The following is a 14,664-nucleotide window of genomic DNA, read 5'->3' as shown; positions in this document are numbered from 1 at the left end:
GGCCTCCGGCGGGCAGGCCTGAGGCCTGCACCCGATTGAAGAACGCCTAACCAATGGGTGCAGGCCTCAGGCCTGCCCGCCGGAGGCCCTTCAACTCGCGTGAAAATGCCCATGGATGGCGGCGGCCATAGCCTTGCTGATACCGGGAGCCTTTTCGAGGTCGGCGAGGCTGGCGTCGCGCACCGCGCGTGAGGTGCCGAAGTGCATCAGCAACGCGCGTTTGCGGGCCGGGCCGATGCCGGGGACGTCGTCGAGCGGATTGGCGGTAATGGCTTTCGATCGCTTGGCGCGGTGGGCACCGATGGCGAAGCGGTGGGCTTCGTCGCGCAGGCGCTGCAGGAAGAACAGCCGCGCATCATTGACCGGCAGCCTGATTTCGCGGCCCGAGGTCAAGTGGAAGGTTTCGCGGCCGGCGTTGCGGTCAGGGCCCTTGGCGACCCCTACGAGCGCGACGCCTTCGACGCCGAGTTCGGTTAGTACCTCTACAACACTCGACAATTGGCCCTTGCCGCCGTCGATGAGCAGCAGGTCGGGCCAGTCGCCGGTAGTGCGGTCGGGGTCTTCGCGTTCGAGCCGGACGAAGCGGCGGGTCAGCATCGCCTTCATCATCGCGAAGTCATCGCCCGGCGTGATCGACGGATCGTTCATGTTGAACTTGCGATAGGCGCCCTTGCGGAAGCCTTCCGGGCCGGCGACGATCATCGCGCCGACAGCGTTGGTGCCCGACACATGGCTGTTGTCGTAAACTTCGATGCGCTGCGGCGTCGCCTCAAGTTCGAACAATTCGCCGATTTCGCTAAGCAAGCGCCCCTGCGTCGTCGATTCCGCCAGCCGCCGGTCGAGCGCCTCGACGGCGTTGCGCTGTGCGGTTTCGACCAGCTTGCGCGCCGCGCCGCGCACCGGCACCCGCAGCGTCACGCGCTTGCCGGCGCGTTCGGACAGCGCCTCGGCCAGCAGCGCGGCTTCGTCGAGCGTGCGGTCGAGCATGATTTCGCGGGGGCAGGGGACGTCCTCGTAGAATTGCCCGAGGAAGGCCGACAGGATTTCGTCCTCGCCGACATCGGCGGTGTGCGCCGGGAAGAAGGCGCGGTGGCCCCAGTTCTGGCCGCCGCGGATGAAGAAGATCTGGATGCAGATAGCCCCCGACTTCGCCGCCATCGCGATGACATCGGCGTCGGTGGCGGCACCCGCCTTGCTGTTGTCGGCGTTGACCGCCTGGCTGCCCTGGACATAGGTCAGCGCACGCAACCGGTCGCGGACCAGCGCGGCACGTTCGAAATCGAGCGCCTCGGCGGCGGACTCCATCGCGGTGCCGAGTTTGCGCTGCACCTCCTGGCTGCGCCCAGACAGGAACGCCTTGGCGTCCTCGACCAGTTCGGCATAGGCGGCGGGCTCGATACGCCCGACGCACGGCGCCGAGCAGCGACGAATTTGATAGAGCAGGCACGGCCGCGTGCGATTGGCGAAATAGCTGTCCGAGCACGAGCGCAGCAGGAACACTTTCTGCAAGGCATTCAGCGTCGTGTTGACCGCGCCGGCACTGGCAAACGGCCCGTAGTACAACCCCTTGCCGACACGCGCCCCGCGATGCTTCGAAATCCGTGCAAATTCATGGTCTTCGCGCAGGAAGATAAAGGGGAAACTCTTATCGTCGCGCAGCAGTACATTGTACGGTGGCCGGAAGCGCTTGATGAGTTGCGCTTCGAGCAGCAGCGCCTCGGGTTCCGAGCCCGTCGTGACAATCGTCATCGACCGCGTCTGCGCCACCATGCGCTGCAGCCGCCGCGGCAGCCGCGTCACCTGCGTATAGTTGAGTACGCGGTTCTTAAGGCTCTTCGCCTTGCCGACATAGAGCACGTCGCCGCCCGCACTGAGCATCCGGTAAACCCCCGGTCGCGCCGGCAAAGTCCGCAGCACATTGCGGATCGCCGCCACGCCCGCATCAAGGTCAGGCGTGTCTCCCCCACGCAATGCGTAGGTCGCCGATTCCTCGGAAAATCGGTCAGGGATCGTGGGTTCGGCCATCTTGCTCAGACTTAGGCGCGGAACGCCCGCGGCTCAACCACCGCGACAAGCTTATCCACGGAGTCTGTGGATAAGCCTATGGGCGAGGCGCGCATGAAACCGCCGAGTCCAGCGTGCAAACCGGGTGCGGCTTGGTGTGCTTAAAAACTGGGCGGCGCGGTCGTAGGGGTAGGGCCTCCGGCGGGCAGGGGCTAGCCCCTGCACCCAATTGTTTGGCGCTCTTCTATAGGGTGCAGGCCTCAGGCCTGCCCACCGGAGGCCCTTAATTCTACTTCTTCGGCGCCGGCGCCGGTCCGAACGCCACGTCGCTGTCGGCGGCCAGCCACGTCGTCACCGCATAGGCCGCGACATTCTGCGCGAGCTGCGCCGGATCGACCTTGTCGAAGGTGTCGTCGGGCGTGTGGTGCAGGTCGAAATAGTGCGTGCCGTCCTGGTGCAGCGTCAGCATGCCGACCGTCGGCCCGATGGGGGCGAGGTCCGAGCCGCCGCCGTTGGCGTTGTCGGTGGTCGGGTTGATGCCGAGCGGGGCGAGGACGCGCTGCATGGCGCGCACTGTCGGGATGCCGGTGTCGGCGACGCGCGAGGTGATTTTCCAGATGCGGTCCGCACCGAAGTCCGATTCCATCGCGAGCACGTGTTTTTCGCCAGCATGGCGCTTGCCGTAATCGTCGCCGCCCATGCCGCCGATTTCCTCGGCACCGAACAGCACGACGCGAACGGTGCGGCGCGGGCCTTGCGGCGCCTGGGCCTTGATCAGCTTGGCGGCCGCCATCGCGATGACGACGCCGGCGCCGTCATCGACCGCACCGGTGCCGAGGTCCCAGCTGTCGAGATGGCCGCCGATCAGCACGATTTCATCCGGCGCACTGCGCCCGGGGATTTCGCCGATGACATTGCCAGAAACGCCGTCGCCCTTGAACGCTGGGGTCAGCACCAACTTCATCCGCACCGGCCCACCGCGGGCGAACAGCTGCCGCATCAGGTCGCCATCGGGCACCGACAGCGCACCGGCAGGGATGGGCGCTATCTTGGCACCAACGACCTTGCTGCCACCGGTAACCGGCACTGCGGGCAGGGCGTTTTCCCAATCGGTGACGCCGGTGTGCGCGACCCGCGCGTCATTGGTGCCGAGCGAGCGGATGACGACGCCGATGGCGCCCTTTGACGCGGCAATCGACGGTCCGACAAAGCGCACCGCGCCGAACGCGCCGTAGCTCGATCCGTCCTGCGTCGGCTTCATGTAATGGTCGAGAAAGGCGATCTTGCCATTGAGGCTGCCGGCGGGCGCAGCGACCAGATCGTCGAAGCTGGCGAAGCGCACGACCTCGGCCTCGATGCCTGCCGCCGGCGTCGCGCCGCTATGGCCGAGCGCGGTGACGACCAGCCGCTGCGGCGTCGGCGCAGTGACCTCCGCAGTTTCGACGCCGCGTACCCACAACGGCACCTTGAACTCTTCGATGCGGACATTGGTAAAGCCCAGCGCCTGCATCTTCTTGGCCGCCCAGTCGCGGCCGCGGGCTTCGGCCTCGGTGCCCGCCAGCCGTTGCCCGACTTCGGTGGTTAGGCTTTCGAGTAGCTGGTAGCCGGTGTCGCTGGCAACGCCCTGGTCGCGCAGCTTGGTCGCAGTGGCCACTGCGGCAGCATCGGGCGCAACAGGTGCGGCCCAGACCGGCGCGGCAAGAACGGCAGCCAAAAACAATGCACGCTTGAACATATTGGAATCCCCTTGAACGTCGGCCTATTTCAACGACTGCGCCGCAATAGGCAACGCCTGCCCGCACGCTTTCCGTCGCTACACTGGACCCGCGGCCCCTGTATCGGCTAGAGAGCCGCAGTCCTTGCCCACCCCAGACTACGGAGCCATCCCCTTGGCCTATCAATACGCTTATGTGATGAAGGGCCTGTCGAAGGCCTATCCCGGTCAGAAGCCGGTGTTCAAGGACATCACGCTCAGCTTCCTGCCCGGCGCCAAGATCGCCGTCATCGGCCCGAACGGCGCCGGTAAATCGACGCTGATGAAAGTCATCGCCGGCATCGACAAGGAATATCAGGGCGAGGCCTGGGCGGCCGAAGGCATTCGCGTCGGCTATCTGGCGCAGGAGCCGCAGCTCGACCCGACCAAGACGGTGCGCGAGAACGTCACCGACGGCGTGCGCGGCGTCGCCGACATGGTGGCGCGCTTCAACGCCGTGGCCGCCGAAATGGGCGACCCCAAGGACGATACCGACTTTGACGCGCTGATGGCCGAAATGGGCGAGCTGCAGGAAAAGATCGACGCCGTCGACGGCTGGACGCTCGACAACCAGCTTGAGATCGCCATGGACGCATTGCGCTGCCCGCCGGGTGACGCCAGCATCGACCGGCTGTCGGGCGGTGAAAAGCGCCGCGTCGCGCTGTGCAAGCTGCTGCTCGAAAAGCCCGAAATCCTGCTGCTCGACGAACCGACCAACCACCTAGATGCGGAATCGGTGGCATGGCTCGAAAAGCATCTGCAGGACTATGCCGGCATGTGCATTCTGGTCACCCATGACCGCTACTTCCTCGACAATGTCGTCAAGTGGGTGCTCGAACTTGATCGCGGCAACGCGATTCCGTTCGAGGGCAACTACTCGGCATGGCTCGAAGCCAAGTCGAAGCGCATGGCGCAGGAAGGCCGCGAGGACGAAAGCCGCGAAAAGGCCATCAAGGACGAGCTGGCATGGATTCGGTCGAGCCCCAAGGCGCGCCAGTCAAAGTCGAAGGCACGTATCAAGGCGTTCGATGAACTCGTCGAGAAGCAGGCCAACCGCCGTCTCGGCAGCGCGCAGATCCTCATCCAGATTCCCGAACGCCTGGGCAACACCGTCATCGAAGCCAAGAACCTGACGAAGAGCTACGGCGACCGCGTGCTGATCGACGACCTCAGCTTCAGCCTGCCGCCGGGCGGTATCGTCGGCGTCATCGGCCCCAACGGCGCCGGCAAGACGACGCTGTTCCGCATGATCACCGGCCAGGAGCAGCCCGATTCGGGCAGCATCCGCGTCGGCGACACCGTCAAGCTCGGCTATGTCGACCAGTCGCGCGACCACCTCGACCCCAACAAGAACGTCTGGGAGGAAATCTCCGGCGGCAACGAGAAGTTCTACTTCGGCAAGAATGAGGTGCTGACGCGCGCCTATACCGGCGCGTTCAACTTCAAGGGCGCCGACCAGCAGAAGAAGGTCGGGCAGCTGTCGGGCGGTGAACGCAACCGCGTCCATATGGCGAAGATGCTGGTGCAGGGCGGCAACGTGTTGCTGCTCGATGAACCGACCAACGATCTGGACGTCGAAACCTTGCGCGCGCTCGAAGAAGCGCTCGAAAGCTTCGCCGGCTGCGCGGTGGTCATCAGCCATGACCGCTTCTTCCTTGACCGTCTCGCGACGCACATCCTGGCGTTCGAAGGCGACAGCCATGTCGAATGGTTCGAAGGCAATTTCGAAGCCTATGAAGAAGACAAGCACCGCCGCATGGGCGCTGCTGCCGACCGTCCGCACGCCCTGACCTACAAGCGGCTGACGCGCTGAGGCGTGGCGGTCGCTGCGCTCGCCATGACCGCGTCCGATACCGGGCCTGAAGACCCGACCGGGCGCGTGCAGGCGGCCGACCGCGACCGCTACCTCGCCGTGTTGCACGCACCGGCGGCGGCGCGCGACGGGCTGTTCGCGCTATTCGCGCTCGATCTCGAACTCGCGCAGATCGTGGCGACAACCAGCGAGCCATTGCTCGGCGAAATCCGGCTGGCGTGGTGGCGCGAGCAACTGGCGCGGCTCGATAGCGCACCCGCACCGGCGCAGCCGACACTCGCGGCGCTGGCGCAGCATGTCGTGCCGGCAGGTGTCAGCGGTGCCGGCCTTGAACCGCTCGAAGATGCGCATCTGGTGCTGCTGCTCGACGAACATTTCGATGCCGACAAGCTCGATCGCTACCTCGCCAATCGCGGCGGCACGCTGTTCACGGCGGCCGCCACGCTACTTGGCGCCGACGTCGGCGCGGCGCAGGCATTGGGCCGTTGCTGGGCGTTGGGCGAATTCGTCCGGCGCGGCGAGCGGCCGCCGTTTGTGGCGCGCGCGCTGCTCGAAACGGTGCGGCAAAACGCGGTTGTCCGGCCTGTCGACCGCGCGTTACGCCCCTTGGCTGGACTGGCGCGCTTGGCGCTCGCCGATGTCGATACCGTGCTCGCCGGGCGCGACCTTGGCCCGCGTGGCAGTGCCGGGCGACAGCTGCGGCTGCTCCGCACGATGCTGACCGGACGCTGAGTGGCAGTGGCGACGCGCCTTGCCGCCCGTGCGCCAACCGTCTAAGCGCGCGCTGAGATGAGCAGCGAATTCGGTCTTCCCCGCACCGCGATCGTCACCGGCGGCGCCAGGCGCATCGGTGCGATGCTGGTGCGCGCGCTGGCAGCCGACGGCTGGCACGTCGCCATCCACTGCAACAACTCGCGCGACGAGGCTGACGCCTTGTGCGCCGAGCTGCGCGCGGCCGGGAAGGGTGCGCACGTCATCGTCGCCGATCTGGCGCATGCCGACAGCGCCGCACAGATTGTAGCGCAGGCGCAGGAAGGTGCGCCGCCGCTGGGGCTGCTGGTCAACAACGCCTCGCGCTTCGACTATGACACCATCAGCGATTTCGATGTTGTTGGTTGGGACCGCCACCTCGATGTCAATCTGCGCGCCCCGGCGCTGCTGACACAGGCTTTCGCGGCGGCGTTACCCGACGGCCTCAACGGGCTGGTGGTCAACCTGCTCGACGTCAAACTCTACAGCCTCAACCCCGATTATTTCAGCTACACGATCAGCAAGTTCGGGCTGCTCGGACTGACCGAACTCAGCGCGCGCGCGCTGGCGCCGCTCATCCGCGTCGCTGGCATCGCGCCGGCGGTGACGATGGTCAGCGGGCCGCAGTCGCGTGAAAACTTCGCCGCCGCGCATGTCCACAATCCGTTGGCGCGCGGCGTCACGGTGGACGAGATTGTCGGCGCGCTGCGTTTCATCGTCGCGACGCCGACGCTGCACGGCCAGGTCATCACGCTCGATGCCGGCCAACGTTTGATGGGACTGCCGCGCGACGTGGCCTTCATGGTGGACCAATGACATTTACAACCACACTCGAAGGCATGGTGCCGGCGGCACTTTCGCCAAAGACCCGCAAGATCATCCTGCGCGACTTCGACTTCCCCTGCGACATCGGTTTCCATGATTTCGAAATCGGCACGCCGCAGCGGCTGCGCGTCAATATCGAGGTCTGGCTTGAAAAGCGCGCATTCCCCGAATGCGACAGCGTCGACCAGGCCTGGGACTACGACTGGTTGCGCACCGCGGTGCTCGAACTGAGCAGCGGCCGCCGTTTTAACCTGCAGGAAACCGTAGCCCGAGAAATCTATGACCTGGTCGCCGGCCGCGACGGCGTCGCCGCGCTCAGCGTTTCGACCTGCAAGCCCGACATCTATCCCGATTGCGCCGGCGTCGGCGTCTATCTGGCGTCGTTCTAGGGTCTAGCCTGCCGAGCGCAGGCAGGGCCCGAGCAGCTTGAGCACGCTGGCGTAGTCTGCCGCAACGGCGTCGTGGTCGGCGCTGGCCGCGGCTTGCGGCAATTGTGCCGGCAGGAAGCAGGCGAGGCGGTACCACAGCAACGTCCGCGGCTGCACCGGCTTGGCCGCATCGTCGATGACATCACCCGTGGCGACGACCAGCGTCTGCGCCTGGCCCGGCCGTGTCAGCAGCACCAGCGAGATGGGCTTGCCGCTTTGCGTCGTCAGGAAGAACTGGCTCTCGGCTTCGCCGGGGACAGCGCCGGGCACGCGGAACGCCGACCCGATACCGGTGACGACGGGCACATCGCCGCGGGCGATCTCGGCGAGCAGTGCCCGGGTGTCGGCCTCGGCTTCAGCGGTCAGCGGCAGCTGTGCGCGTGCACCGACCAATTGCAGCTGGTCAGGTCGGCCGGCAGCCGGGCGCAGGAACAGCAACACCGGCTGGCCCTTGAAGCTGACGGCCTTGCCGCGCGCATCGGTCGGGCCGTCCCAGATATATTGCAACTGTTGCGGCACGATTGAAGGGGCCTTGAGCGCCGCCGTAACGTGCGCACTCATCAACTGGCGCTGCAGACCCGCAGGCGCAGTGCCAGCCTCGTCGGGCTTGAGCTTTTCGGCCTTTTCGATATCGGCGCGCACGATCACCGGCGCCGTGGTGGCGAGGTCAGCGAGGTCGGCAAAACTTGCCGGAGCGGCAGCAACCGGCGTTGTCGCCAGTGCAACTGCGAGCAGGATTGCCGGGGCGAGGGCCGGGGCGAGGGGACGTCGGCGCATGATACGCATCGCTCTTCCTTGTTGCCTGTGGTGACCGACGGTGCCAGCCATGAGGCTCACTAGCGCGCGACGCACGCTTTGGCCAATCCAACAATATGCACGCCCAAGGTGACAAAGCGGTTGCGGCGGCGGATTGGCTTGGCTAATGGTCGCCTCAGGGCCGTGGGAAAAGCAATATTAACCCCACCGGGACCGACGAGTGGCCAAGAGGTTGTTCAGAGGGGAGCAACTCGGGTTATCAGGCGTCGCGATGATACTCGCGCGCTGTACCCGCTTTCCCTGTGACGACCGACTGCCAGGTGTGCAGCGTCTAGAGGGAGTGTCGCATAAGTTATGGCTTACGCGGAAGAAGGAATGAGCACGAACCGGATGATCGCCTTGGGCGTCGTCGCGGCGCTCCACGTCCTGCTCGGTTATGCTTTCATGACCGGACTGGCGCAAAAGGCAATCAAGGCTGTCGCCGGCCCGATTGAAGCCGTCAACATCAAGGAAGAGGCGCCGCCGCCGGAAGAACCGCCGCCGCCGCCGCCGAAGGATATCGAAATTCCGCCGTTCGTGCCGCCGCCGGAAGTCAGCGTGCAGACGGATAATCCGCCGCCGCCGACGCTGACGACGCAGAGCCGTGTCGAAGCGCCGCCGCCTCCGGCCGCGATCACGCCGCCGGCACCGGCAGCGAAGCCGGGCACGCCGGCGCATGAAAAGGGCAACCCGTCACGGCTGTTCTCGACCGACGACTATCCGCCCGGTGCGCTGCGTCGTGAAGAGCAGGGCAAGGTGGTTGCGAAGTTCGACGTCGGCACCGATGGCCGCATTTCGAATTGCGTCATCATCCAGTCGGTTTCGCCCGATCTCGACAAGACGACCTGCCGCCTGCTGACCTCGCGTCTGCGCTACGATCCGGCCACCGAAAATGGTCAGCCGGTTCCAGAAATCGGTCGGACACGCAGCATTACCTGGGTTGTGCCGCCGGATCGGTAATACGTCATTCATTCGCCTGCCCGCATGGGCATTCATTCCAAAGATTATTCATATTTCAGTTAGGGGAACTTAGATGGAAACCGCAGCAGTCGCGACGACCGAAAACCCGTATGGCCTGATGGCCGCTCTTCAGCAGGGCGGTCCGATCACCCAGACCGTGTTCGGCATCCTTGTCTTCATGTCGCTCGTCACCTGGTACATTATCTTCACCAAGTGGTGGGATCAGCGGAAGGTGCTCAACGACGCCGCAGAGCTCGAAAAGAAGTTCTGGACCGCGCCGACGCTTCAGGACGGCGCCACCAAGCTGCCGAAGGAATCGGCATTCCGCCAGATCGTCGATGACGGCATCCGCGCTTCGCACCACCACGACGGCAAGCTCACCGACAAGATCGACGAGCATGAGTGGATTTCGATGAGCCTCAACCGCTCGAACGCTGCGGTTCAGTCGAAGCTCCAGGGCGGCCTCGCCTTCCTCGCTTCGGTCGGTTCGACCTCGCCGTTCATCGGTCTGTTCGGTACGGTTATCGGTATTTACCGCGCACTGATCAGCATCGGTATCGCGGGCCAGGCTTCGATCGACAAGGTCGCAGGTCCGGTCGGTGAAGCACTGATCATGACCGCGCTCGGTCTCGCCGTCGCCGTTCCGGCCGTGCTTGGCTACAACTGGCTGATCCGTCGCAACAAGGATCTCGCTGAAAAGCTCGGCAACTTCGCTGCTGACGTCCATGGCGCCCTGGTTTCGGGTTCGCGCATGACTTCGGGGCCTGCTGCCAAGCCGGCCAAGTAAGCCACCGTACATCACAGCTGAACGCGTAAAGGGTACTTACCCATGTCGATGAACGTCGGATCACCCACCGAGACCGGTGAAGAATTGCCGATGTCGGACATCAACACGACGCCGCTCGTCGACGTCATGCTGGTGCTGCTGATCATCTTTCTCATCACCGTTCCGGTGGTTTTGCAGACGGTGCCGGTGACCTTGCCAAAGGTTGCCAACCTGCCGACCACGACCAAGCCGGAAAACGTCCTGATTTCGGTCGATACCAATTGCGATGTATATTGGGGTCGTCAGAAGATCGAGACGAAGGCCGAGCTGCTTGATCGTGGTGTCACGGCACTCAAGGCGGAAATCGAGCGCCAGAAGGCCAAGGGCCTCAAGCTCGAACTGCCCGAAGTCCATATCCGTGGCGACAAGGACATGGAGTATCGGTGCGTCGGCGGCGTGATCTTCACGATGCAGCGCGCCGGGTTCCAGAAGATCGGCTTCATTTCGGAGCCGCCGGCTGGGACCATCACGACCCGATAGGCGATAGTTGACGCCTGCGCTGCGGTGCAGGCGTCGACCGCGCTGCGGTCGGCCGAATTACAGGCGCACCGGACTTGGGTGTGTCGCGAATTTAAGGAGTTTGTTTCATGGCAATGTCTAGCTCGACCGCCGAAGGCGATCCGATGATGGACATCAACACCACGCCGCTGATCGACGTGATGCTGGTGCTGCTGATCATGTTCATTATCACCATTCCGATCCAGACCCATGCGGTGAAGCTCGACCTGCCGCCGCCGAACAACCAGCCGAACGACGTCAAGCCTGATTTCAACCAGATCGACATCGATCTGCTCGGCGTGGTTTACTGGAACAACCGTGAAGTCAACGCTTCGGCGCTGCGCTACTATCTGCAGCAGTCGGTCAAGATCGACCCGCAGCCCGAACTGCGGCTGCATCCCGACGCCCAGGCCAAGTACGACGTCGTCGACAAGGTCATGGCCGAAGCCCAGCAGGCCGGCGTCACCAAGATGGGTTTTGTCGGCAACGAAGCCTACGCTAACTAAATTCGACGGTGCGCCGTCAGACGATCAAGCCCCGGCATTGCCGGGGCTTTTTTGTTGGGACGAAGCCTTTGACCGCAAACCCAAATCACCCGGCAAATCGCATGCTTGCCGCAAACGTCAACCAAAGTCGTTGACCAGCGCGCACGGATTGATACGGTCGCCGCAACGCCGAAACATATCGGCCAAAGTTGAAGTCCATCGGGGAGATTGAGGATGCGTTTGGGAAATGCCGTCAGCAGCGCGGCACTGGCACTGGCTTTGCTCATGGGGCCGAGCGCCTGCGACAAGCTCAAGCAAGCGGGCGCTGGCAGTTCGGGGCCGGCGGCGGTCGACGAAAAGCGACTCGTCAATGCCGAGTCCGACCCGGCGAACTGGATTACCCATGGCGGCAGCTACAACGAGCAGCGCTTCTCGCGGCTGACCGACGTCAACGACAGCAATGTCGGCAAGCTTAGCCTCGCGTGGAGCTACGACCTCGACACCAACCGCGGGCAGGAAGCCACGCCGCTGGTCATCGACGGCGTCATGTACACCACCACGGCCTGGTCGAAGGTCGTCGCGCTCGACGCCGCGACCGGCAAGGAACTCTGGACCTACGACCCGCAAGTTCCGGGCGAACGCGGCCACAGTGCCTGCTGCGACGTCGTCAACCGTGGCCTCGCGGCCTGGGGCGGCAAGCTGTTCCTCGGCACGCTCGACGGCCGGCTGATCGCCATCGACGCCAAGACAGGCAAGCCGGTGTGGTCGGTGGTCACCGTCGACCAGTCGAAGCCCTACACCATCACCGGCGCCCCGCGCGTCATCAAGGGCAAGGTCATCATCGGCAACGGCGGCGCCGAACTCGGCGTTCGCGGCTATGTCAGCGCCTATGACGCCAATGACGGCAAGCAGCTGTGGCGCTTCTTCACTGTGCCGGGTGACCCGTCGAAGGGTCCCGACGGTGCGGCATCCGATCCGATCATGGAAAAGGCGCGCGGTACCTGGTTCGGCGATAACTACTACAAGGTCGGCGGCGGCGGCACCGTCTGGGATGCCATCGTCTATGACCAGGAACTCGACCAGCTCTACATCGGTGTCGGCAATGGTAGCCCCTGGAATCAAAAGGTCCGTTCGGAAGGCAAGGGCGACAATCTGTTCCTGTCGTCGGTGGTCGCGCTCGACCCCAACACCGGCAAGTACCTCTGGCACTATCAGGGCACGCCCGGCGAGACCTGGGACTTCACCCAGACGCAGCCGATCATGCTGGCGACACTGAAGATCGACGGCAAGGACCGCAAGGTGCTGATGCAGGCACCGAAGAACGGCTTCTTCTATGTCATCGACCGCACCGACGGTAAGCTGATTTCGGCAAAGGGCTTCGTGCCGCAGACTTGGACGACCGGCGTCGACATGAAGACCGGTCGGCCGATCGAAGTCGCCGGCGCACGCTACCCGAAGGACGGCTTCCTGATGATGCCGTCGGCGCTCGGCGCGCATAACTGGCACCCGATGGCGTTCAGCCCGAAGACCGGGCTCGTCTATCTGCCGGCGCAGGAAGTGCCGTTCCTGTACAGCGATGACAAATCGTTCGGCTACAAGCCCGGCGCGTGGAACATCGCCGTCGACATCCTGAAGAACACGCCGCCCGATGATCCGGCGGCGTTCAAGGCGACGCGCGCGATGCTCAAGGGCCAGCTGCTGGCCTGGGATCCCGTCGCGCAAAAGGAAGTCTGGCGCGTCCAGCATGACGGCCCGTGGAACGGCGGCGTGCTCGCTACCGCGGGCAATCTGGTGTTCCAGGGCAATGCCCACGGCCAGTTCATCGCCTATGCCGCCGATACCGGCAAGAAGCTGTGGAATTTCGACGCGCAGACCGGCGTCATCGCCGGGCCGATCAGCTTTGCCGTCAATGGCACACAATATGTCGCCGTCATGGCCGGCTACGGCGGCGCCTATCCGCTGAGCTCGCCGTTCGTCGACAGCCCGCCGCAGATGGCGCCCAACGGCCGGGTGCTGGTGTTCAAGATTGGCGGCACCGCCAGCCTGCCCGCCGTGGTGCCGACACCGATGCAGCCGGCCAATCCGCCGAAGGGCAGCTGGACGCCGGCACAGATGAAGGAAGGCGCCTATCTGTTCGAAGGCAATTGCGGCGTCTGCCATGGCTCGGGCGCGCGCGGCAGCGGCGTCACGCCCGATCTGCGGCGTTCGACGGTGCTCAGCGATCCCAAGCTGTGGCAGAGCATTGTCTATGACGGCCAGCTGCAGGACCGCGGCATGGTTGCGTTCAAGAAGTATCTGACGCCCGAGCAGGTCGAGTCGATCCGCGGTTATGTCGGCGCACAGGCGCAGAAGCTGGCAACGCAGGAAGCTGCAGCACCAGCTGCACCTGCGGCACCGGCGACGCCCGCCGGTAAGTAACGCGAACGGCCCGGCGGGATTGTCCCGCCGGGCCGATTTCGGTTGCGTATCAGGCGGTTGAGCCTAGGGTTGCGCGTACCATGTCGGATCGGTTCAGCGCCAAATTATCATTACTGCTTAAGGCGTTGTCGCTGAGCCGTGTCCAGCTTGCCGCCGATCTGCGCGTCGATAAGTCGGTCATCGGGCGCTGGGCGAGCGGCGCGGTCAAGCCGTCGGAGCATAATCTGGCGCGGCTGACGGCGCTGGTGGCGACGCGGTTGCCGGGCTTCACCGTGCTCGACTGGGACCGCAGCGACAGCGACTTCAGTGCGCTGGTCGGTGCGGCACCGGCACCGCGCGCGCAACTGCCGCTGCCGCTGCTCGACCTCATCCGCAGCACCAGTGCGCTACGTGGGCAGGCGTATGAGGGGTTCTTCCGCTCGACTCGGCCGTACAACCTCCAGCCCGGCCTATTCGTCCATGATCATGGCATGCTGCGCTTCGACAGTGACGGCTTGCTCAGCCTGCGCATGGGCACCGCCGGCACGCTGGTCGAAGGCTGGATGCTGCCGCTGCACAATCAGCTGTTCTGCATCGCCGCCGATGTCACCAGCGGCGCGCTGCTGTTCGGCATCTTTCACGGCGTTGCCGCGGCGCGCGCGCAAGTGCTCGACGGTATCGTGCTCGCGCCGTCGCTCGACCCTGGGCGCACGCCGACCGCCTATGCGATGATGTTCGAACGCGTCGGCGAACTCAGCGGCGACGTGGCGACAGATGACGCCGAATTCGAACGCCTCGCCGGGCTCAACCCGCTCGCGCCTGAAGGCAGCGTCTCCGACGACCTGCGCGCGCATTTGTTGCGGGACATCGGCCCCGAAGCGCATGCGCTCGGCGGTGACATGCTGCTGCGGCTCCCATTGGCGCGCGCGCTGACGCGCGGGCCGACATACAGCGAGCTTGCCAAGCGCTGAGCATGCGCGCCGATGCACCATGGTGCAGCGCAACGCATCTTTCGCAACGCCACGCGCTGCGGTTCTATCGAGTCACAAACTGGCAAAGTCGAACAGGCCCGCGGCAATGCGAGCCAAGTCCGGCAGCCACGGGTTGTCATCCCCTCTCGTGACAACCAC

The 14,664-nt window shown here is 64.8% G+C and carries 13 protein-coding genes; 10 read left to right on the top strand and 3 right to left on the bottom strand.

The features are described 5' to 3' along the window. Nucleotides 1-90: 90 nt before the first annotated feature. Both uvrC and EUV02_RS05695 read right to left on the bottom strand, forming a co-directional pair. Entirely contained in the window at nucleotides 91-2,025 is a 1,935-nt protein-coding gene (gene uvrC, locus EUV02_RS05700; RefSeq protein WP_135245198.1) for an excinuclease ABC subunit UvrC, read from the bottom strand. Nucleotides 2,026-2,293: 268 nt separating this feature from the next. Next, nucleotides 2,294-3,739 (bottom strand): M20/M25/M40 family metallo-hydrolase, encoded by a 1,446-nt coding sequence (locus EUV02_RS05695; protein WP_135245197.1) that lies wholly within the window; start codon nucleotides 3,737-3,739, stop codon nucleotides 2,294-2,296. 154 nt (nucleotides 3,740-3,893) lie between these two features. Between EUV02_RS05695 and ettA the strand changes: the two genes are divergently transcribed. The 4 genes from ettA to EUV02_RS05675 are packed head-to-tail and all read left to right on the top strand — an operon-like array spanning nucleotide 3,894 to nucleotide 7,534. Then, nucleotides 3,894-5,570 carry an energy-dependent translational throttle protein EttA gene (ettA, locus tag EUV02_RS05690; protein ID WP_135245196.1) on the top strand — a complete coding sequence of 559 codons (1,677 nt, stop codon included), beginning with the start codon at nucleotides 3,894-3,896 and terminating at the stop codon, nucleotides 5,568-5,570. A 24-nt stretch (nucleotides 5,571-5,594) separates the two neighbouring features. After that, nucleotides 5,595-6,302, top strand: coding sequence for a squalene/phytoene synthase family protein (locus EUV02_RS05685; RefSeq protein ID WP_135245195.1), 708 nt, complete (start codon nucleotides 5,595-5,597; stop codon nucleotides 6,300-6,302). A gap of 57 nt (nucleotides 6,303-6,359) precedes the next feature. Next, the gene (locus tag EUV02_RS05680) at nucleotides 6,360-7,136 is read left to right on the top strand and encodes an SDR family oxidoreductase (RefSeq protein WP_135245194.1); all 777 of its coding nucleotides are present in this window, start codon (nucleotides 6,360-6,362) and stop codon (nucleotides 7,134-7,136) included. Further along, nucleotides 7,133-7,534, top strand: coding sequence for a dihydroneopterin aldolase (locus EUV02_RS05675; RefSeq protein WP_135245193.1), 402 nt, complete (start codon nucleotides 7,133-7,135; stop codon nucleotides 7,532-7,534). Before EUV02_RS05680 ends, EUV02_RS05675 begins: the two co-directional genes overlap by 4 nt. Before the next feature lie 3 nt (nucleotides 7,535-7,537). Here the strand turns inward: EUV02_RS05675 and EUV02_RS05670 are convergent, their stop codons facing one another. Beyond that, nucleotides 7,538-8,350 carry a hypothetical protein gene (locus tag EUV02_RS05670; RefSeq protein ID WP_135245192.1) on the bottom strand — a complete coding sequence of 271 codons (813 nt, stop codon included), beginning with the start codon at nucleotides 8,348-8,350 and terminating at the stop codon, nucleotides 7,538-7,540. Between the two features lie 354 nt (nucleotides 8,351-8,704). On the opposite strand from EUV02_RS05670, the gene EUV02_RS05665 reads away from it, so the two are divergent. The 6 genes from EUV02_RS05665 to EUV02_RS05640 all read left to right on the top strand — a co-directional run bounded on the left by EUV02_RS05665 (nucleotide 8,705) and on the right by EUV02_RS05640 (nucleotide 14,505). Then, nucleotides 8,705-9,328, top strand: coding sequence for an energy transducer TonB (locus EUV02_RS05665; RefSeq protein WP_166430519.1), 624 nt, complete (start codon nucleotides 8,705-8,707; stop codon nucleotides 9,326-9,328). 73 nt (nucleotides 9,329-9,401) lie between these two features. Next, nucleotides 9,402-10,115, top strand: coding sequence for a MotA/TolQ/ExbB proton channel family protein (locus EUV02_RS05660; RefSeq protein WP_135245190.1), 714 nt, complete (start codon nucleotides 9,402-9,404; stop codon nucleotides 10,113-10,115). A 42-nt stretch (nucleotides 10,116-10,157) separates the two neighbouring features. Continuing rightward, nucleotides 10,158-10,634, top strand: a complete 477-nt coding sequence (locus EUV02_RS05655; RefSeq protein WP_135245189.1) for an ExbD/TolR family protein — start codon at nucleotides 10,158-10,160, stop codon at nucleotides 10,632-10,634. Between the two features lie 107 nt (nucleotides 10,635-10,741). After that, nucleotides 10,742-11,158, top strand: a complete 417-nt coding sequence (locus tag EUV02_RS05650; protein WP_135245188.1) for an ExbD/TolR family protein — start codon at nucleotides 10,742-10,744, stop codon at nucleotides 11,156-11,158. Nucleotides 11,159-11,371: 213 nt separating this feature from the next. Further along, nucleotides 11,372-13,555, top strand: coding sequence for a PQQ-dependent dehydrogenase, methanol/ethanol family (locus EUV02_RS05645; RefSeq protein ID WP_135245187.1), 2,184 nt, complete (start codon nucleotides 11,372-11,374; stop codon nucleotides 13,553-13,555). 80 nt (nucleotides 13,556-13,635) lie between these two features. Continuing rightward, a complete protein-coding gene (locus tag EUV02_RS05640) occupies nucleotides 13,636-14,505 on the top strand; it encodes a hypothetical protein (RefSeq protein ID WP_135245186.1) in 870 nt (289 codons plus the stop codon). Nucleotides 14,506-14,664: the final 159 nt, after the last annotated feature.

This window comes from Glacieibacterium arshaanense, assembly GCF_004681125.1.
In the GTDB taxonomy this organism is placed as follows: Bacteria; Pseudomonadota; Alphaproteobacteria; order Sphingomonadales; family Sphingomonadaceae; genus Polymorphobacter_A; species Polymorphobacter_A arshaanense.
This window is presented reverse-complemented; position numbering and strand designations above follow the sequence as displayed.